The organism is Tolypothrix sp. PCC 7601 (assembly GCF_025677855.1).
GTDB classification, from domain to species: Bacteria; Cyanobacteriota; Cyanobacteriia; order Cyanobacteriales; family Nostocaceae; genus Aulosira; species Aulosira diplosiphon.
Genome location: NZ_CP064879.1, coordinates 889,883 through 910,514, shown reverse-complemented (window position 1 = coordinate 910,514; position 20,632 = coordinate 889,883). Strand labels below are relative to the sequence as shown.

Sequence of the window (20,632 nt, the reverse complement as noted above, 5' to 3'; positions counted from 1 at the left end):
GCAATCTCAATCTTCTTTAAACACCTGATTGTTAACTATAGGACTCATATTTGATTTTTGAAAAAAACTAAGTACACTTTTATTTCTTCTTCCCTGTTCCCCATTCCCTGTTCCCTCTTCCCTCCCTACGCAAATAATTTCTCCGAATCAAAGCGGATTCCTATATTAGCTCTTGGTAAACGCAATTTATATTTTCAAGCATCAACCTCATATAAAATAATCTATTTAGACAATAATTTATTATCAAATATTCTCGATTATACTAATAACTAAACTGGATTATATTTAATAAATATCTTATTTAAAATCTATGATTTTGCAATTACCAAACCCAATCTTGCCATGAATTTGACTAGTATCATCTCACCTAAAATTCTCAGACAAGAACCATTTTGGCTGTTAAGTATTACAGCTGCTCTAGAGGCGATATGTCTCACCTTAGTGTGGAAAGCTCATGATATTGGCCATTTAGGAATGAGTATTTTGTTTTTATTCGCTACAGGCTCTTTATTATGGGACAAACGTCATACATTACGCTTTGAAAGTGATGTTTTTTCTACCATTATTGGCTTGCTATTAATTACTTGGGTGTTATGGCAAAGTGCCACACAAAATTTAGAACATACCCTACGGCTTTTATCATTTACTTCCGCTTTTGCCGTTAGCTTACTAGCTTCAGGGTTTAAGGGATTAAAGCAATATTGGGAAGAACTAATAATTTTATTTTTCCTAGGAGTTCCGGCTGTAGTTTCCGATTTATTATTTGATATTTCTCCTTTGAGTGCCAAATTTGGCAGCCTGCTTTTGTGGTATGCAGGCTTTGATGTCAGGATTAATGGAGTGAATATCTATTTACCAACTGGGAGCATCAAAGTTGTTCATAGTTGTTCTGGCATAGACACCATCAACTATATATTAGGGATATCTATTATTGCGCTGGTCATGTTCCCCATCGCAAAAAAGAAGCGCTTCTTTGTACCCATTTTTGCCATTCTCTTAGGATTTGTCATTAATGGAGTCAGAATTGCTATGTTAGCTGTCATGCAAGGAACTAACAAAGCTGCCTTTGAAAGTTGGCATGGAGGACAAGCTTCCTATTCCTATGGCGTTTTGGGTATCGTGATTTTTGGTTTAGTTTATATGTTTCTGCTCAAGCAAGAAGAGCAACAAGCTGAGAATTTAGAGAAGTCTTTAAGTGGGGACTAGGGACTGGGGACTGGGGAATGAGGGATTTGACTCTTGTAGAGACGCAATTCATCGCGTCTCTCACCCGAAGCCTAAGTAATTGTCCTCAAGCTGATTTTGCAGGCATACTATATACTCTTGTGCTTAGGTAATAACCCTGGGGGAAGAGAACAACAAAATATGGCTAGCAAAAACTTCTTGTTCAGCAAATTTGCACTATTTATTACCACTTTAATTAGTTGCAATTTTAGTTCTGCTACAGTAAAAGCAACTTGTCCTACTCTCCTATTAGATGGTGACTTTGAACAACAGGCTAGCCCAACACTCAACAGTCCTTGGGAAGCAGAAGGTCAAGTAGGAGTTGATAGAGAAATAGGTAATAGCAATTCTGGTAAAAATAACGTCTGGATGCGAAATTTTTCGGGCTGGAATGGTATTAGCCAAAGAGTTAAGCTACAACCTAATGCCGAGTATGAATTAAAAGCCTACGTGCGGACATCCGGTAATGTCACAGATGGTGAATTTGGAGTGCGAGATAGTAATAAAAATTCGCTAGTAGAATTAAAGTTTGGTAGCTTATCTCAATACATCCCTTTAACAATAAAATTCGTCACAGGCAATGAATCTGAATACAACATTTTTACCGGATACTGGGCGGTTAGTCAGGATAGCTGGGTTCAGGTAGACAATTATAGTTTGACAGCCACTATGTGCAAGGATGAGGAAAATAATTAACGTTGCACAAACATGGGATGAAATAATTTTCAAATAATGTTCGCGAAAGATAAATTTTTGGTAGGGGCAAGGTACTGCCTTGCCCTCTATAATCTATTATAAAAATTAAAATTAGTCTCTACGCTCCTCACATTAATGAGATTTGCAGATTTTCTACTTTCAGCAAAATTTTGAGCAAAGCAGCTACACCAATTTGCTCGGAAACCGCATCATCATCCCAGTCTCCATCGCTTGTATATTTACCTCGGCTATAAAGATTAGTAGCTGACCACAAATAAGGACTTAGAACCTCTGGATGGTAAAGCCTATAGCCAAAACCATTGTATTTCTCAATTTGCCAAAGCTGTGCTGCCAAGCTCCAATCTTTTACTTGATCGAATTCATGAAGTACCAAGGCATCAATTGCACTTTCTTCCCAAGTATATCCAACTCCCCAACCGTTGATTGGTGAAGCAATTGGCCTACCCGGAGGTTGATTATATGTACGCTTTTTCAGCGAGTCACCATTGTGCAGATGTCTGGTGAACTTCAGGGATGATTCCATATTGTGGATAACAGCAATGAAGTACCAAGGTACATTCAGCTTGCGCTGCAAAGCTTCATAGCGTCCGCGATTTGTGCGGATAATTGCAACCGTATCTTGAGTAGGGGTCAATTTCTCTGGTTTAATTTCGCAGCGATTCCACAGCTTCTGATATTCTGCTTTTAAATCGCGAAGACGAAGTGATGTATTGGTTGTCATTTCTCTAAACACTCAGCGATCGCACTGGATTTTTTTGTGCCACAAAGGTAACTTATTTTCCCCTTGTTTACATTTATTGATACAAAAAATTAAGTTTTTTTTATCAAAATCAGGTATTGAATAATACTAAAATGCTTTTAAATACGTAATTGTAAATTTATTTATACAAAAATGATATCCCTTGACACTGAGGATATAAGGGTAAATAACTATATAGAGACCTCCACAAAAAGAAATGCCCAATTGTCATTGCGAATGTAGCGTTCGCGTAGCGTCCCGTTCGCGTAGCGTCTCCGTCAGGAGAAGGGAAGCGAAATGAAGCAACCGCAAAATATTGGGATTGCTTCACTACACTCCGTTTCGCTCGCAATGACAGCTTTTGGATCAATCATTCTGTGGAGTTCTCATATAGGACTCATCTTTGATTTTTGACGTTTACGCAGGATGCGTTAGCAGCGAGAGTACGGCATCAGCGCCAAAGCTGAGATTTTTTCAGAAATCAAATCGGATTCCTGTAGAAGTGGTATGTGATTTTTAAACAAGGCTGACTAAAAATTTCTCGCTTCTTTTCTGTTCCCTATCGCTTCCTCTTCCACGCAAGTAAATTCAGGAACCAAACCAGATTCCTTTTGCACCAGCAGTCAATGCAACTTTAAGAACTGAAAACACACTTAGATGGCAGTAGTTGAAAATGGCTATAGCTTTGTAGCGATAATTTAATTTACATTACGTGTCTACGGAAATATTTTACTAAATAACTTCCTTCACTTACACTATATAAGTGCTTTTTAAGCAGCAGATATATACTCGTATCGTATATGAATAAGTAGCAATTTTGACAAAAGTTGTATCTTAGGTTAGCTTCTCAAACAGAATCAACACACACAAGCATTTTTGGACTTAGCTAGCAAGTAGATAATAGAGGCAATTACCAGATGAAACTACAAGATTTCTTAGGAAAACAAGAGAAATGGAACTTTGAGGCCATTGGTGAAGATCTAGAATTAAGCCGTCAGATTCAAGTTTTACTAATTGGTTTAGGTTTGTTAGATCCGCCAGCAGATGGTAAGTTTGGGCCTGTTTCCGCAACCGCACTAAAAACATTCCAAGAATTAACTAAGTCTGGAGAAAATGATTATTTAGGTGCAGTTACCGCCAAGAATTTAATTGAAACGAAACCGGAAGAATTACCACAACCACCGTTAAAACTTAGCAGTAGCATTGCCAGCCGAATTGTCAAATACTTGCAATTAAAAAATTATCAGATATTCACAGGAGCCAGACAATATAACATTGTTTACATAGAGGGAATGAATGAAGATTGGAGTCTCAATAGTGATGCACCCAATGAATTTAATGACCGACGCATCGTCATTGAAATAGTAGAGGGTGTGCCCAAAATTGTAAACCACTGGCAAGCAACCACCGAACCAGGCCGCTATTATACTTACAATCCCATGAATCCGGGCGGCGCTGCTAGAATTAAATTTGGGCAATACAAAGCTTGGGCTGTTGGATACCACGGTAATGCAGACCGCCACGAAGCTTTAATTCAAGTAGCACCGATTACTGTACACCGAGATTTTAACAAAGATTTTCAACGCACTGGTGACAAACTGGATACTGGTCTTTTCCAAGTCAATCAACACTGGGGTTATGATGCGCCAGTTAATGATATCAAGAATGCCAGCGCAGGTTGTTTAGTAGGACGTAGACGCGAAGGACATCGCGAATTTATGGCGATTATTAAACAAGACCGCCGCTTTTTAGCTAATGATGACTACGTGTTCTACACTACAGTCATTCCTGGAGATGATTTACTAAAAACAGTCCCTGGATGAGGTTTTAGATCTCTATTTTGCTGTAATATAACCACTTCACAATCTCAAAGCCATGCCCACTCGTACCCAGTTAATCTAGTGACAGTGGGCATAGTTTATTAGGGTTAGGACTCACGCAAGTGTCATATTTTTTTCGTTTAGGCTGTCAAGGGGAGCCAGTCACGTGCGGAGGTTCCCTCCGTTGAGTGAACTGGCGTTCAAATGTCAAAAGTCCAAAAAACCTGAATTTTTGACCCTTGACCCTTGACTCTTATGCCAGAGGATCACTGTGCCAATTGCGTAAGTCTTGAAGTAGTATTAGCAATCGAGTCATAACCGAAAATAAAAAGGATACAAGCCCTTAAACTTATTTATGGGTGTATTTAATTTTGAATTTTGAATTCGGAGCGTTCGCCCAGCGTCTCCGTAGGAGAAGTGACGTGACTGCTGCTGTTTCCTTAGAAAACGTCTACAAATTTTACGATAAACGCCCTGTAGTCAATGACCTATCTTTCACCATTGAGACTGGCGAAATATTTGCACTCCTTGGCCCCAACGGTGCAGGTAAATCTACTACAATTCGGATGCTAACTACACTCACAAAACCATCCGAAGGACGGCTGGAGGTAGGTGGTTATGATGTAGTCAATCAATCAATACTGGCTAAAAAGTCTATTGGTGTAGTTTTACAGCAAGTTAGCGTTGATGGCGATTTAACAGTATGGGAAAACATGGAACTGCATGGGAGACTACATCACATTCCCAACCCGCAGCGACAGCTAAAAATTAATCAATGGTTAGAGTATGTCGAACTAGCAGACAGGCGTAATGATTTGGTAAAAACCCTGTCTGGCGGGATGAAGCGACGCTTACAAATAGCGAGAGCCTTATTACATCAACCACAAATTTTATTTTTGGACGAACCGACAGTAGGACTAGACCCCCAAACAAGGCGCAGACTGTGGGAAATTATTCGCGATTTGAATAAGCAAGGAATGACAATACTACTGACGACCCATTATATGGATGAGGTGGAATATTTATGTGATGCTTTTGGTTCAGCCAAGCCAGGACGCATTGGCATTATGGATAGTGGTAAGTTAATTTCTTTAGGAACTCTGCAAGAATTGCGCTCTACTTATGGTGAAGGTTTGGTAATGAAGCAGGTAGGTGCGTCTCAGGTAGAGGGTGATACTGCACATAGTTGGGAATATCTGTTTTTCCCTACCCTTGAAGCTGCTAATAATTATCTGGAACAACAGCAAAATAAAACTGGAATGATGGTGCGTCCTTCTAATTTAGAAGACATTTTTGTAGAACTAACGGGACGGAGGTTAGATTAACGGCTTTTGGGGGAAGGAGTAAGGGGAAAAGGGGAAGGGGAATATACAAAAGATACCGTTGGCGAATTATTCCGTCATGAACTGCGTACACCAGCAAGCATGAAAATCTCTCTTTCCAGTCAACAGTCATCTGTCAACCGTCAACACTATTTACAAGTCAGCTAATCACGAGAAAATCTCACAACCAAACATGAAAGCGATCGCACTCCTATTTCAGAAATGCGATCGCCCTTCAATACTAATATTCAGTTTGATTCATGGTTAAGTTAATCCCATTCTAACCAATCGCTGTACCTGTGGTATTGAAGATGAAATCACTTGCATCTAGTGCAGTTGCGCTAATTCCCACCAGTTCAGCTAAAGCGCGACGTTGATCACCAGTACCAATACCAATAAAGCCACTTGTTCCACTATCCCAACGCTCAAGGCTACCTAATCCCATTACTTGGGGTACATTGGCGAATCCAATCTTGTCTAGTCCATCGCTAAAACCTGTAATTTTGACAGGTGCTGTACCTGCTAAGGGAAGTTGACCTGTAGCAACCCACAAGCGTTCCTTACCTGGTTGAGCTTGGTAATTTTGTCCACCACTGAGTAAAATATCGTATGTAGTATCAGTAACTACTTGAGTACCATAGATTGATTGAGATTCTATAGTTCCTTTGACATTAAATTTCAGGTTAGGATTATAAACAATTTGGTCTCCATTTAGTAGAGTGTAGGTTTGGTAATTGGTATCTTGAGAATAGAAAATCTCAGGATTATACTGTTCTAAAATTAGAGCAACAGGGATTACTACATCCTGCAGATTTATTAGATTTGAGGTATTAGGATCCTTATCACCTAGGCGAAATTTAACATCACCTCCAATAGCAATATCCATCTCGTAATTGTCACGGTATGTTGTTTTATTGCTAATAGCTTTAAATTCTGTTACTGAAAACGCAGGAGCAGTATAACTATAGGTAGTCTCTACTGAGTTTTCCTCTACTTTTATATTACTGTAAGTCTTACTACCTCCATCTGTAAAACTACCACTATATGAGTAATTTCCAAAACCTTCCCCTGAGACTTTAACACTCTTGGATACCTCTGTCTCTGGTCCCAAGCCTAAAACTTTTCCTGACATTTTAGCTTTAACAGTGTAATCATAACCAACACTGATTTTCCAACCATGCTGTATTGCACTTGTTGTAGTCTTTGAATAAGATGTGCCTTCTGTGACATTGCTAGTAGCAGATGCTCTTTGGGTATATTTCAAGGTGGGGCTTGTTTGCTGTACATTACTCTTATTGATGTAAGTCCCCATCACCTGAATGTCCCCATTGGGTAAGTTGATGGATGTCAATGGACTGTATTTAACTACTCCTTGAGTTAAGGACACTCCAGTAAGGCTAACATCAGATCCCAACTCCTTTCCCAAGTATTTCGCATAGTTTTGCGCCCAGTTTCTAATAACTTGATCTAAATTCCCAACTTCATTTGCGGGGAGAGGCTGGTATATAGTTCTAAATTTTGACAAGTCTGTGCTGTCTATTCGAGTCGTTCCCAGAACTTTCGCTCTATCTACACCATTTTCCTTAATTAAGGTGTAATTCTCAACAGTGTTTCTTTCAAATGTTATATGACGAAGTTCTGCACCTGCTATATCAATGCTGTCAACGGTTCGCTCAAAATCTTGGATAATCTGAATATCCCCACTATAAAGACTGGTAGAACTGCGATCTATGACAAAGGTATCGCGGCCTTTACCTCCCCACAAATTGTTGCTTCCTTGTCCTCCGACAAGAGTATCATCTCCTGAACCTCCTGTAAGAGTATCATTACCTCCCAAACCTTTAAGCTCAACCTTAATAGTCGCAAGACTAGCATCTAAGGTGTTATTACTTGCACCTCCTCGTAGTTCAACTGTCTCAATATTCCTTAAAGTGTCAGTTCCTAAACCTGTAAGCTGATGTGTGTTGTTGATGTCATTAGGAATAACAACTCTGAGGCTAAAATTCACATCGCCTGTTTCGATAACGCGATCGCTATCCGCCCCACCATCGAGAGTATCATTTCTATCATTTCCTAAACCACCACTGAGAATATCGTTGCCACTACGTCCTTCTATTAAATCATTACCTCCATTACCTTCTAGACGGTTAGCTTGCCCGTCCCCATATAGACTGTCATTAAAATTACTCCCGATGACATTTTCGATGGAAAACAACTGGTGATTGATATTCCCGGACACAGCAGAGCCTTGATTTGAGCCATCAAGGCGAATTACATAACCACTTCCCGACTTGCTAACATCCAACGTATCAATACCATTACCACCTTTATAGATGTGATTAACTGAACGCACCTCAAAAACGTCATTATAATCTGATGTGGCAAAAGCGACTTCAACACCCGCCGAGGCAAAAGCGACAATATCCGCTCTGCCATCTCCATTTACATCTCCTAGTTGGCGTGGATATTGGTTAAAAGAACGCCATGTATCGTTTACACTTAACCCTAAATTTTGGCTGAAGGGCTGAGAAAAAGTTCCATCAGCCTTACTAAACGATATAAAAGTAGCATTGTTTCCAAATCCAATAATATCAACCCGACCATCTCCATTTACATCTCTTAGTTGGCGTGGATATGTATCTTGATTCACCCACCCTTGTTGTACACCAAAATTGTTTAATACAAATCTTTTAGGCTCAAATTCCCTTCCTTTAGATAGAGCGACTTCAACACCCGCCGAAGCAAAAGCGACAATATCAGCTTTGCCATCTCCATTTACATCTCCTAGTAGGCGTGGATATTGGTTAAAAGAACGCCATGTATCGTTTACACTTAACCCTAAATGTTGGCTCGAGGGCTGAGAAAATTTTCCATCAGCCTGACCAAACGATATAAAAGTAGTATTGTCTCCAAATCCGACAATATCAGCTTTGCCATCTCCATCTACATCTCCTAGTAGGCGTGGATAGGCATCAAAAGAAGTCCAGTAATTTAAGTGTGTAAAAGCTCCGTGTATACCTACAAAGGGATTACCAAATGTGCCATTGCCTTGTCCCCGAGATACCCAGATATCCCTATCACCAAATCCGACAATATCAGCTTTGCCATCTCCATCTACATCTCCTAGTAGGCGTGGATAGGCATCAAAAGAAGTCCAGTAATTTAAGTGTGTAAAAGCTCCGTGTATACCTACAAAAGAATTACCAAATGTGCCATTGCTTTGTCCCCGAGATACCCAGATATCCCTATCACCAAATCCGACAATATCTGCATGACCATCACCGTCAACATCTCCAAGTTGGCGTGGATATGTATTTTGAGCCGACCATCCTTGTTGTACACCAAAATTGTTTGATACGAATGTTTTAGGATTAAATATTGTTGTCCCAGAATTCATCTCAATATCAACAACCTGACCATTTAAAGTCACAGTTGCACTATCATCCTCAGCCTGCAAAACCGCTAACGCTGACTCACTTAAACTCTTCCCTTGCACCAACCATGCAAAAATGTCACCCTCATCTCCTGTTGCATCTTTTGTATTAATCTGCGAATCAACATAATGACCGTACTCTTCCAACAATACAGCCACAATAGCATCAAGATTTTGAGCATTTTGACTAATAAATTCAGCAGCTATATAAATCTTGCCTGTAGATATAGCAAAAGCCCCATTAGCACCATTAATATCATTACGATTCACAATTTCGATGCTAGGAACATCACTAAAATCTCCTTGGGCTAACTTGTCAAATATTTGATTAGCTACTGACCAATTCAAATTATTACCAAAAGCAGTTTCCAACTTTTGAGTGTACCCTGCATCAAATCGGAACTTACTCAAATATTCAAATGTATTCTGTAACCCTTGCTCTAGGATGCTATCTACAGTAGCAACTTGCCCATCCTGACTACTAGTAGAACTAACAATCACTGATGTCGGTATTAGCGAATCTTTGTGAATTAGGCTAAATCCAGAAAAATCTACTAATCTGCTATTGTCCCAGAAATTAGTAAAATACTCAGCATTAGCAACTTCCCAAGAAAAACGGACTTTATAGGAATTGTTGGGTATATTTTTGAAGTTTTTCATGTTTGATTCTAATTGCAGATATGGTTTTTCTATAACCATCCGAAAGCTATCTGTGAGAAGGGAAAATTTACCGCTATAAAAAAGTTTGTAAATCAAACATTACAGCTTTTTTCTTCTCACTATCACTTAAAAAAGGTATAGGCAATTATTTATTAACAATTAAAAATGTAGCAGTTTTAAAAAAAAACTAGTATTGAATATTTCTATTATTTATATTTAAAAAACATGGGAAAAAATGTTTTTTCGTTAAAATTATAAGTTTTTATAAATTACATATTGACATAGATAACCAATATAAATCTTATTTTTTTGCATCTTATTGGTATTTTTTATCCATATTACTTTCTTGCCTAAAATGACATAATTAACTTCACACATAATATGATGAATTTGTAAAAGTTTCAATCTTCTTTTTTTTTAATTGTAGTAAATATAATCTTGATATTTGCTTAATATAATCTTCATATTAAGCAAATATAATCTTTATTTTCTAAGCTCGACTTTATCTAATTAAGCCGCATAAACAGCTATGTCTCTCAAACGTTCAAATAAAGCGCGAGGGATTTTTACCGTATCAGGCGTAGATATAGCGAAGACACTGTTGGCGAATTCGGGAAATGCTTATGTAGAGTGGATGGACTGAGGAGTAAAGCGATGAATTTGTATGACCTCAAGCCATGTATTACATATCCAAAAATGCCCCTGATAACTTGCTGCCAAATTTTTGAATGTCAACCGAACTGAAATATTTTGTTTTCTAAAAACTAACCATGTAATACACGGAAAAAGAAAATGATTGACTAATCAACCGTGTATTACTGGGAAGCCGATTCTCTTCAACCGTGTAATACACCTCTTAATGAGAATACTCAAACTTCAACCGCCTTACTGCCCCAACTAGACGCACTTGAAGCTTTACGCGATCGCATTTTGTTGGAACTGAAGTTAGGAAGCAAGCCACTGGATACAAAGCTGCACTGAGAGCTCTCAATCGTTTCATTGCTGAATTAACTACAAACCCATAGGCGTTTCCGAATTCGCCAACAGTGTCACAAAACCTTTCCCCCCTTTCCCCTTAACCTTTTCCCGCCTCTTCTTGATGAATATCTGAAACCCTCAAGGATATTCGTGAGAGACAAAGGGAACTGCGACTATTTCACCAGTTGTTTCTCCTACTTGCACTTGTAAGCCAACGCCGCCAGCTTTAGTGCGAATATAACCTAGTCCAAAATAACCGTCGGCTGTTTCTGTGTAACTGGTAAGTTTGCCAATTTTTTCATCCCCCACGGTAATTGTTGCACCTATTTCCGCAGGAGCATTCAGTTTAATTCCCCAAAGGTTTTGCTTGACACCTTTATATGTATTTAAGCGGGCGATGGTTTCTTGGCCTATATAGCAGCCTTTATTAAAAGAAATAGTCTGCCATAAACCGACTTCTAACGGGTTGTAATCATCTGTCAATTCTGCATCTGGGGTTGGTCGCCCTTCTAATATTCGCAACGCATCCCAAGCGCGATCGCTCAACTCTACTGCACCTAATGCTAAAATTTCATTCCACAGCTTTTGTTTTTCTGCAACTGGCAAAATTAAAGTGTATCCAGGGGAAGCCAAACCGCTACCAACGGCAACAATTACGCCCTCGTTAATCACAATATGATTGCCGTAGGGTTGACCGATAATTGCCCCAGCACCCAACTTTGCAATAATGCCATCACTACCAGGGCCTATTAAACTTAAGGTAGCTGTTTCATCGGTCACATCGGTTAATTGCACTTTATCAGCAAAAAAGATATAGCGGTCTAACCACTGCATGATGAATTCGCGGCGGTTAGGCGAAACCAACAATAACACCGCATCTTCTAGAACGTAGGCACTGACTAAATCTATTGTCCGAGCAGTGGATGTCACCATCACCGTATCACACCCTTGCCCAGGCTTAAGACTTTGGAAATCGTTAGTACTTTGATTGTGTAAAAACCTAATGCGGTGCTCATCAGAAACACGGATAAGTCCCCAGTGAGAGCGATCGCAAACAACAACCCCTTCCTTTACCGCTTGGATAGCTGCTGCGTCTTGAGCGTCAATTGCAGATGTTGGCATGGTAATGCAGAGTTGCTTTGTGTCAGTGTTTTCGCATTGGAAATATTAGCAAATTAAGGGGCAAAGGGGAATAGGGCATTGGGAATAGGGCATGGGGCATGGGGCAAGTAGTAAGCAGAGGGAGAAGAGAGGCAGAGGGGCAGAGGAAGAACCTTTATATAGTTTTCCTCCTCTGCACCCCTGCTTCCTCATCTCCCTCATCCCCAATCCCCAATCCCCAATTTATGGTTTGATTTGAAACATATCAAAAATTACGTTCCCTAACTTTTATGATGTCGAAGGTTGCACCTGCTGTTGTGGTGTTGGGTCAAAATAGTGTGGCAGTAGGAAGGAAAATCATCAGTGTTTTGCCAGGGGCGACGCTATATGGTTTGGCGGGGCGCACTAGTGAGGTGGATGTGAGTTTTAGTAATTTTGGTGAGACGGTACGGGAGTTATTCGCCCAAGGAAGCCCGGTAATTGGGATTTGTGCTGCGGGAATTTTGATTAGAACTCTAGCGCCCATGATTTCCGATAAGCGCCAGGAACCGCCAGTAATAGCTGTGGCTGAGGATGGTAGCGCTGTGGTGCCGCTTTTGGGTGGATTGAGTGGGGTAAATGATTTGGCACGTCGCATTGCTGAGATTTTTGATATCAAAGCTGCAATTACAACCACAGGCGACATCCGTTTTCGCACAGCGCTGTTGTCTCCTCCGGCTGGATATCATTTAGCTAACCCTGATGATGCGAAGAAATTTATTTCAGATTTACTAGCTGGGGCGAAAGTGAAGTTAGAAGGAACAGCGCCTTGGTTGACTGAGAGTCAATTACCCATTGATCCCAACGGAGAATTGACAATTAAAATTAGCGATCGCTTACTCAAGCCTACACCCAATTGTCTTGTCTACCATCCACCCACAATTGCGATCGCTATCTGTGAAACTTCTCAAACTCACGATCAGGTAATAGCTTCAGTATGGCAACTACTTGGTGATGCAGAACTTGCACCTGCATCAATAGCTGGTGTATTTGCACCCATCGCCAGCGCCGCTTATCCTGCAATTCATGCTGTAGCTGAAGCTTTGGGTGTACCTGCAAGATTTTTTACCCCAAATCAATTAGAAAACCTGTTATCACATGGTTATAGCCCTGTACAAGCCGCAGCTATAGCCGCTACAAGTACGTCAGCACAACTAATTGAGGCCACAGCAGCAGAAATTGCGATCGCAATTTCCCCTCAACCCATGGACCCCAGTACTATCGGTCAACCACGTGGGCGATTAGCTGTGATTGGTACGGGGCCAGGGAGTTCGCAATGGATGTCGCCAGAAGTGAAAGAAATCCTCAAATCGGCTACTGATTTGGTAGGTTACACAACTTATTTAAATTTGGTCGGTTCTCTCGCTGAAGGGAAGCGAAGACATGATTCTGATAATCGCGAAGAAATCTCACGGGCGGAACTGGCGCTAGATTTAGCAGCAGAAGGGCGATATGTGGCTGTGGTATCCTCTGGTGATCCAGGGATATATGCAATGGCGACAGCAATTTTTGAGGTACTCGATTACCACCCTAAACCAGAATGGGACAGCATTGATATTCATGTAGCACCGGGAATATCCGCCATGCAAGCCGCAGCCGCGAGTATTGGCGCACCTTTGGGTCATGATTTTTGCGCGATTTCCCTTTCCGATATTTTGAAGCCTTGGTCAATTATTGCAGAACGCATTACCGCAGCAGCTCAAGCTGATTTTGCGATCGCCTTTTATAATCCTGTATCGAAAGAGCGTACTTGGCAATTGTCCACAGCGAGAAATATTCTACTGCGTTACCGAACAGCTGATACCCCAGTAGTATTAGCACGTAATCTCGGCAGATCTGGGCAAGCTGTGCGGGTAATTACTTTGGAAGAGTTAACCCCAGAATTAGCAGATATGCGAACTATAATTTTGATTGGTTCTAGCAAAACAAGGAAGATTCAGCGCCTTGATGGTAGTGTCTCCGTTTACACCCCCCGCAGATACAGTTAAAATCGCGTTGCCAGAATATCTAGTTCGGTAATGGGTAATGGGTAATAGGTAATGGGAAAGAGAAATACCGTTTTAGGACTACTCTGATAAGCGTTTTGAACTCAAAATTGGTTTTGGGGAAAAGGTTAAAGGTTAAGGGTTAAAGGTTTTTTCTTTCCTTTTTCCCATTCCCCTTTTTCCCCTTAACCGAAAAGTATTAAATATCGTTTAACAATTACCGATTACCAATTACCGATTACCAATTACCAATTACCAATTACTAACCCTCTTTTGTCACTCTAGGCAGAGGAAAAGTAGAAATCAGGGTGAATCAGGGATATAAAAATTGAACTGGTGAGGCTATAAATAATAGATTGAAGTTTAAAAAAACCCAAAGCTAATTGAGGAATAGGAAAAACCGTTAACCAGGGATATATCAGATTAAATAAAGTAAAAGGTTGAATAATCAAACGAAGATTGTTAAGAATGTTCTTCCAGCCATTTCCATTATCCCACCAAGGATGTGAAACAAATTTTGACTCTCGTTGTGATGGAGACTGAAACAGTTGCTCCGAATGCAGACTAACCATTAAATAAGCACTGCAAATAATTTCCCACCATCGCTCAATATCTGGGTAGTGAGTCAGGCGAAAATCTGACCAACCTAATTCATTCTTACTTTGTTTTAACCCGTACTCGACCCAAGTTCTTAAACCGTAAAAATTTCCAACTTCTCTTGGCGTAATGTCTGGATATTTACTCATCACATACCAAGTAGTGTTATCAGGCAAATTTTCTGGATCTGTAGTAATTTGCCAATATCTAAGTTCTCCACGTTTTCCCGGAATAATTTCTCTAATAAATCGATTTTCCCGACTCAAGTCAGAGAATACCCTTTGAAACTTCTGCCACTTTAAATATTGAATATGTTGTCGTGGAAGTATTTCTACATAATGATTTGACCGAATCGCTACTATATAGTTCAAGTTTAGTTCATCTAATACAGATATGAAATTCTTACCACTCTCTCCATATAAGCTATCTGCAAGTACTAAGTTGAATTTAAAACCCATTGATTGTAGCTTTTTTATCAGTATTGCTGCTATTTCTGGTTTAGTGCGGTACTTATCTCCTGCCTGTAATCTTTCCCTGGGTTTATACACTTCAAACAGTAATGGAAATGTCATCCCACAGAAAACACCATATACTGTCACTGCCACAATTCCATTATCTGTTTTTCCCAAATTTCCTATATACTGCCGTTTCACATAATCTGTCTTGCTCCCTTTCTTTTTATCCCCTGTCTCATCAATAATTAAAATGATTGGTCTACCTTTTAGCACTTGTAAAATTAACTCTAACCTTAAGGTTCTTAACTTTTCTATATCCCAAGGTGATGTAGTTAGAAAATGATGCAACCCTTGCTGGTTATCTAATCCTACGATTTTTGCTATTTCTGGCAATGTTTTACGTTTTAGATCAGAAATGCAGCCTACATGGAGATATTTAAAAGCCTCGAAACTCCTAACATCTGGAAACAGACTTTTATACCACTGGCAATATTCGTCCACAAATTTGACTGTTGGTGCGGCTGGACGGGGCTGTACCATGCTCTGTGTCTTGGTTCTAGCATTTTTACCTTATTATACTACTGCCAGAGTGACAAAACAGGGCTAATTACTAATGATGCCTTACGATATTGTGATGTGTCCTGGGGAAAATTGCCCCATTAAGCAAGAGTGTTACCGTTTTACTGCTGAAATTTTAGGTCGTCAGGATTTTTTCGGAACAGCACCGTATAGTTTGACGACTAATTTCTGTGACTACTTTATTAGTAACCGCCCAGATGAAAATCAAATCCGGTTAAAAGCCTATCAAATTTGGCAACAAGCTGGTTACCCTGATGGCAAATCTGTAGAACATTGGCTGCAAGCTGAAAAGGAATTGATGTAAAAAGTATTACATATTTCCCTTCTGAGCCATTCTGAATTTAATTTGGCTGGGTATACCAAATTCCTGATGCCTATTAGCTTACCCTGTAAGATGAAATCGGCTCATGTGAGCAGTCGAAATTCTTCACCTGGAAACTCATGAACAAATTTTTACTTCACTTGCTTTCGACTCCTGTACTGATTAGCTCTATCTTGTCTATGGGAGTGACAATCAATCAAGCTCAAGCAGCAGATCCAGTACCAGCAAATACTGACCGTCTATCTTGTATCCGCAATAAGCACAAAGTTGGTTTAGTCTGTATGAGAGCTTCTGTATTGGCTCAAATACCAGAGTATCAGCAAGAAGCACAGCCCTCTACAGAGGGTGTGCCGATGTTAGAGTTTAACGATGAAGAAAGCGATGCAGCCATTACCTTATTTGGTTGTGATTGTCCAGCTTGCATCAATTCCTTACGTCAAATGCGCGGCGTAACGCCCTTAGTGTATTAGACACGTCCGAAAATTAATTTTGCCATGCCAGACGAAGTAAGGGTGAACGAATATTCACTCTTACTACTTTACTAATGGTCTAGTACTGTTTGTAAAATACAAGCGATCGCTTGACTTTTGGGTATAATTTATCTTGCAGTTCCTTGCCCCTCATTATCCTCTACAGAATTCAACTCCAATTTGAGAAGTTATCACCAAACTGAGAAAGAGATAATAGTTGAATCCGTTGGTCATTGTCGGCTGTTTCTCTTTCCGGTTGAGTATTGTAGCCCCAGTCTGCCAAGAAAAGTTTGACATCTGCAAGGTCTGCTTGCTGTTGTACTAATTGCAAAGTCTTGAGCCTATCTTCTACAAACCAGAGACTAACAGGCTTTTGAGTTGCTGTCTGGATTAATTCGCGGAGGATTTCGTATTTTGGACGTTTTTCTTCTTTACCAAAAATATCTTGGGAAGATAACTCTACTCCTTCTTGTTGCAATAATTGCTGAACGAAACGCCCTTCTTTAGTGGTAACAATATATAAGCTAACCGCACTAGCAATAGTTGCTTTGATTTTGTCGATTACACCAGGATAAAATCTATGCAGACTTAACCAACCATTCAAATCAGTAGCAATCCATTCATCCCGGATATTATCTAGTGCGGTAGCAATTTCTCTTGCTTGTAGCTTGTGGTTTAACAATATTTGTGGAGCAATCTTTACCCAATCTTGCAGAATATTGTCATCCGCAATCCCGTCTACTAATGCTTTGATTAAAACAGGCATTTCCCAGCCTGTTTCAATTACAGGTCGTAGCCGATAAAATCTCGAAGCTAAATTCTCGGCTGGTGTCTTGTTAGCAGGCGACCAAATTTTACAATAGGTGCGCCATGCTACCTCAAAATATTCAATTAGTCCATCGCAAATCACTCCATCAAAGTCTAGGGCTAAAATTGTGGGACTACTTGCGGTCATGGTTTTGAGGATGAAAACTGCTTTGGTTAGCTTATCCGATCCTGCAACGATTTTTCTGTATCAATGCTAGTGCATCGTGGCAACAGTTTCTAACCAGTCGTGATGGTAGTGCAGAGTCCTGAGGAGCCACTGCGTTGGACGGGTTTCCCGGAAATCGCGCAAGTGGCGTTGCTAAGTTGAATTTTGTACTGATTAGTTATTTCTGCCAGTCTGCACTAATTGTCATTTTTTTCTGACCAGTCCACAGGTTCTTGTGTAACTTCCTTTGATTGCAGAATGTCTAGTGCATCTTGGTCTGCCATTTCGATAATTGCTGCCACATATTGCCGTACCTGTTCAGCAACATCGGGTTTCCATTGACGCAATTTTGTATCTAGAGTTTCCGCTAAAGCTTCCATAGATACCTCTACCATGAATGAGTGTGGTGCCTATTACCATGTTAGAGTATCTAAGCCAGAGGTTGCTCAACAGTTACCTTGATAGCCAGTAAATTTAGTTAACTAAAATAGCCAAAATGCATATTATACAAGCGTTTGAGTAAATTTTAAGTTTGGCAGTTGAGCAGTATCTAAGATTCGTTGCTAGGCTATTTAAGGTTCAGCGTTTGGTATAATTGCAAATTCAAATAAGGTTTGTAGCATATCAATCATCTGTAGGGGCGCGCTCTTTCTCAGCCTACTCATATATTGGTAGCATTTTTTCAAAGTATAATTCCACGAAGAAAATATATTGATAATTGTAGTGATTACATTTAGAAGATAAGATTCATACTTTTAATATTGAAAAATTCTGTTTAAATGCTCAATCGCTATGATATGCGATCGCATATTTCAAAGTATCGGCTGCTGTCGTTAAAAATTAAGAGATGAAAGTTTCACAATTTCTGTTCCTCCTTCTTGAGTTAAGAATTATTTCTAAAACCGAGATATTTGCCAAATTTCATCTGTTGATATTTGTGTATTAAGCAAAAATTCAATTTACTAATCGACTTTATTAATGGTGAGAACACTATTTTTTTGTAAAAATCAATATTTGTTTACGAATAAAGACATTAATTTGCGAACTGCGACATATAATTTGCGAATGTACAAAATGAAAGAGACTTGGCAGAACCAAGTCTCTATATATACCAAGCATTTACTACACCATGCTTAATTTAGACTTTCTACGACACTAGTTCATCATCCTAGAGGATGTGTGCAAACAGCCTGAAGACAGATTAAAAATTTACTTGTGAGTTCTGAAAAAAAAGGTTTGGTCGCGAGCCAAACCTCGATCATTGCTGTGCTTAACAACGTACTAAATTAATTTAGACCTACTCTCATCACAGATCATCTTCCTTGGGGATGTATCCAAATATGCCAAAAACTGCTAATAAAGTACTTGCTTGATCAACTTACATTTGTAGAAAATTATACTTTTATAGTTATTTACTTATATGAATAAATAAAAACCTATGAAAAAGGCTCGGTTTTAACCAAGCCTCCAGATATACCAGGTGTTTACCATATATAGCTAATTTAGACATACTGGGCTGATATATCATCTTTCTATTTGGAGTTGACAAATATTACAATATTTGATATATGGCGCTTCAATATATATAACAATGTCGTAAATTTAATCATCTTATAATTACTTTGGCAAATTTAATTACATATTTTCTATTGATTTTTGGCATACCTTCTTCATTATTGCTGTGTTGTACTAGTTGGTGCTAAATCAGTAAATATGAGGCTAAATGTCGTTCTGCCGTCGCCACTTTCTACTTTAATGCTTCCTTGTAGCTGTGTGACTAACTTCTGCACTATGGCGAGTCCTAAGCCTGTACCGCCTTGATTCCAGATATCGGCATCAGGGATGCGATAGAATTTTTCAAACATGCGCGGTAAATCTGAAGCGGAAATTTCTGTTGTATTGCTGACAGTAATAATGGTTTCTAGTGGTATCACAGAAGCGTTGTAAGACACGGTTATGATAATTTCGCCACCAGATGGAGTGTATTTACAAGCATTATTCAGCAATTCTATTAAAATACGTTCCAAGCTGGTACGGTCTGAGATAACTGTTACTGGATTTGCGGGTAGATTTAGCTGTAGAGTTTGCTGGTGTTCTTGAACACGGGCTTGGAATGGTTCGATCAATAAAGGTAACCACTGCTCTAACACTAAAGCATCAGGCGCTAGAGGCAAATAAGATGAATTTTCTAGCCTTTGTAAATCTAACAAATCATTGATCAATTCCATCTCGCGATCGCACTCTGCTTTTATAATATCGAGATAGCGCTGAAATTCCTCAGATAGTGGAGAAACTTCTAGTAATTGAATCATCCCCTTCATATTACTTAGAGGTGAGCGTAATTCATGTGTGACTAAATTTAAAAAATCATTTTTAAGTTGATTAAGTTCTTGCAATTTTGCTACTATTTGTGCTTGTTCTACTTGCTTTTTACGAGCCTCTATAGCAGTTTTTAGCTCAGTGATATCTCGAAATATTAAGACTGCACCTATAATATTATTTTTATCATCCCTAATTAGGGCAGCACTATGATCTATAGGAATTCCGTTACCATTTCTCCCTATCAAAATGGTATTTTCCGGTAATTGATTAACTACACCGTCTTGCAGCACTTTTTTGATAGGATTTTCAATAGGGTGATGGGTTTCTGCATGAGCAATATTCAATATTTCTGATGAATTTCTACCCATAGCTTCTGACTCTTGCCAACCTGTCAAGGTTTCTGCTACAGGATTCATAAAATTTACTACTTCTTGCACATCGCTAGCAATTACACCATCGTTAATACTTTTTAGCAAAGTAGATAGCCATTTTTGATTATTTCTTAATTGCTTTTCTAGCTGATGTTTAGTCAGGGCTATTTCAATATTAGTTTGTAATTCTCTTTCTTTAAAAGGTTTGAGTAAATAGCCAAATGGATCTGTTATTTTTGCTCTATTTAGAGTATTATCATCTGCATAAGCAGTTAGATAAATAATTGGTATATCTAAATATTTATGAATTTCCTGAGCTGCTTCTACACCATCCATTTGCCCTTTTAATTTGATATCCATTAGCACTAAATCTGGAGATAATTCTAGTGCTTTATTAATAGCTTCTTGTCCTGATGAAGCAACAGCCGGAACGGTATAACCAAATCTTGTGAGGCGATTGCGTAAATCTTTAGCAACAATAGCTTCATCTTCTACAACTAAAATATTGGCGTTATTCATTTAATT

15 protein-coding genes are annotated in these 20,632 nt (G+C 39.3%); 8 read left to right on the top strand and 7 right to left on the bottom strand.

The genetic code is table 11. The features are described from left to right. Positions 1-342 precede the first annotated feature (342 nt). Positions 343-1,206 (top strand): cyanoexosortase A, encoded by an 864-nt coding sequence (crtA, locus tag HG267_RS03685; protein ID WP_045870289.1) that lies wholly within the window; start codon positions 343-345, stop codon positions 1,204-1,206. A 159-nt stretch (positions 1,207-1,365) separates the two neighbouring features. After that, the gene (locus HG267_RS03680) at positions 1,366-1,920 is read left to right on the top strand and encodes a hypothetical protein (RefSeq protein ID WP_045870288.1); all 555 of its coding nucleotides are present in this window, start codon (positions 1,366-1,368) and stop codon (positions 1,918-1,920) included. A gap of 127 nt (positions 1,921-2,047) precedes the next feature. Here the strand turns inward: HG267_RS03680 and HG267_RS03675 are convergent, their stop codons facing one another. Continuing rightward, positions 2,048-2,662: a hypothetical protein gene (locus HG267_RS03675; protein WP_045870287.1), complete on the bottom strand. Its 615-nt coding sequence runs from the start codon at positions 2,660-2,662 to the stop codon at positions 2,048-2,050. 935 nt (positions 2,663-3,597) lie between these two features. Here HG267_RS03675 and HG267_RS03670 point away from each other — a divergent pair. Further along, the gene (locus tag HG267_RS03670) at positions 3,598-4,503 is read left to right on the top strand and encodes a peptidoglycan-binding domain-containing protein (protein ID WP_045870286.1); all 906 of its coding nucleotides are present in this window, start codon (positions 3,598-3,600) and stop codon (positions 4,501-4,503) included. 419 nt (positions 4,504-4,922) lie between these two features. Continuing rightward, on the top strand, positions 4,923-5,825 hold the full coding sequence (locus tag HG267_RS03665) for an ABC transporter ATP-binding protein (protein ID WP_045870285.1): 903 nt from the start codon (positions 4,923-4,925) through the stop codon (positions 5,823-5,825). Between the two features lie 277 nt (positions 5,826-6,102). On the opposite strand, the gene HG267_RS03660 is transcribed toward HG267_RS03665, so the two are convergent. Next, the gene (locus HG267_RS03660) at positions 6,103-9,915 is read right to left on the bottom strand and encodes an FG-GAP-like repeat-containing protein (protein ID WP_168160971.1); all 3,813 of its coding nucleotides are present in this window, start codon (positions 9,913-9,915) and stop codon (positions 6,103-6,105) included. Positions 9,916-10,725: 810 nt separating this feature from the next. Here HG267_RS03660 and HG267_RS03655 point away from each other — a divergent pair. Then, positions 10,726-10,896, top strand: coding sequence for a hypothetical protein (locus tag HG267_RS03655; RefSeq protein ID WP_155539217.1), 171 nt, complete (start codon positions 10,726-10,728; stop codon positions 10,894-10,896). 135 nt (positions 10,897-11,031) lie between these two features. On the opposite strand, the gene HG267_RS03650 is transcribed toward HG267_RS03655, so the two are convergent. Continuing rightward, positions 11,032-12,015, bottom strand: a complete 984-nt coding sequence (locus HG267_RS03650) for a YgfZ/GcvT domain-containing protein (RefSeq protein WP_045870284.1) — start codon at positions 12,013-12,015, stop codon at positions 11,032-11,034. A 269-nt stretch (positions 12,016-12,284) separates the two neighbouring features. Here HG267_RS03650 and cobJ point away from each other — a divergent pair, with 269 nt between their 5' ends. After that, positions 12,285-14,021, top strand: coding sequence for a precorrin-3B C(17)-methyltransferase (gene cobJ / locus HG267_RS03645; RefSeq protein ID WP_045870283.1), 1,737 nt, complete (start codon positions 12,285-12,287; stop codon positions 14,019-14,021). Positions 14,022-14,299: 278 nt separating this feature from the next. On the opposite strand, the gene HG267_RS03640 is transcribed toward cobJ, so the two are convergent. Next, complete coding sequence (locus tag HG267_RS03640) at positions 14,300-15,610, bottom strand: IS701 family transposase (protein ID WP_096621593.1); 1,311 nt, start codon at positions 15,608-15,610, stop codon at positions 14,300-14,302. A 73-nt stretch (positions 15,611-15,683) separates the two neighbouring features. Here HG267_RS03640 and HG267_RS03635 point away from each other — a divergent pair, with 73 nt between their 5' ends. Further along, the gene (locus HG267_RS03635; protein WP_081584004.1) at positions 15,684-15,953 is read left to right on the top strand and encodes a DUF2934 domain-containing protein; all 270 of its coding nucleotides are present in this window, start codon (positions 15,684-15,686) and stop codon (positions 15,951-15,953) included. 137 nt (positions 15,954-16,090) lie between these two features. Then, on the top strand, positions 16,091-16,441 hold the full coding sequence (locus HG267_RS03630) for a hypothetical protein (RefSeq protein WP_045870279.1): 351 nt from the start codon (positions 16,091-16,093) through the stop codon (positions 16,439-16,441). 169 nt (positions 16,442-16,610) lie between these two features. Here HG267_RS03630 and HG267_RS03625 read toward each other — a convergent pair whose 3' ends face one another. From HG267_RS03625 to HG267_RS03615, 3 genes are all read right to left on the bottom strand, one after another. Beyond that, the gene (locus HG267_RS03625; RefSeq protein WP_045870278.1) at positions 16,611-17,396 is read right to left on the bottom strand and encodes an HAD family hydrolase; all 786 of its coding nucleotides are present in this window, start codon (positions 17,394-17,396) and stop codon (positions 16,611-16,613) included. Positions 17,397-17,611: 215 nt separating this feature from the next. Beyond that, complete coding sequence (locus HG267_RS03620; RefSeq protein WP_045870520.1) at positions 17,612-17,794, bottom strand: hypothetical protein; 183 nt, start codon at positions 17,792-17,794, stop codon at positions 17,612-17,614. Between the two features lie 1,293 nt (positions 17,795-19,087). After that, entirely contained in the window at positions 19,088-20,626 is a 1,539-nt protein-coding gene (locus HG267_RS03615; RefSeq protein WP_045870277.1) for a response regulator, read from the bottom strand. Positions 20,627-20,632: the final 6 nt, after the last annotated feature.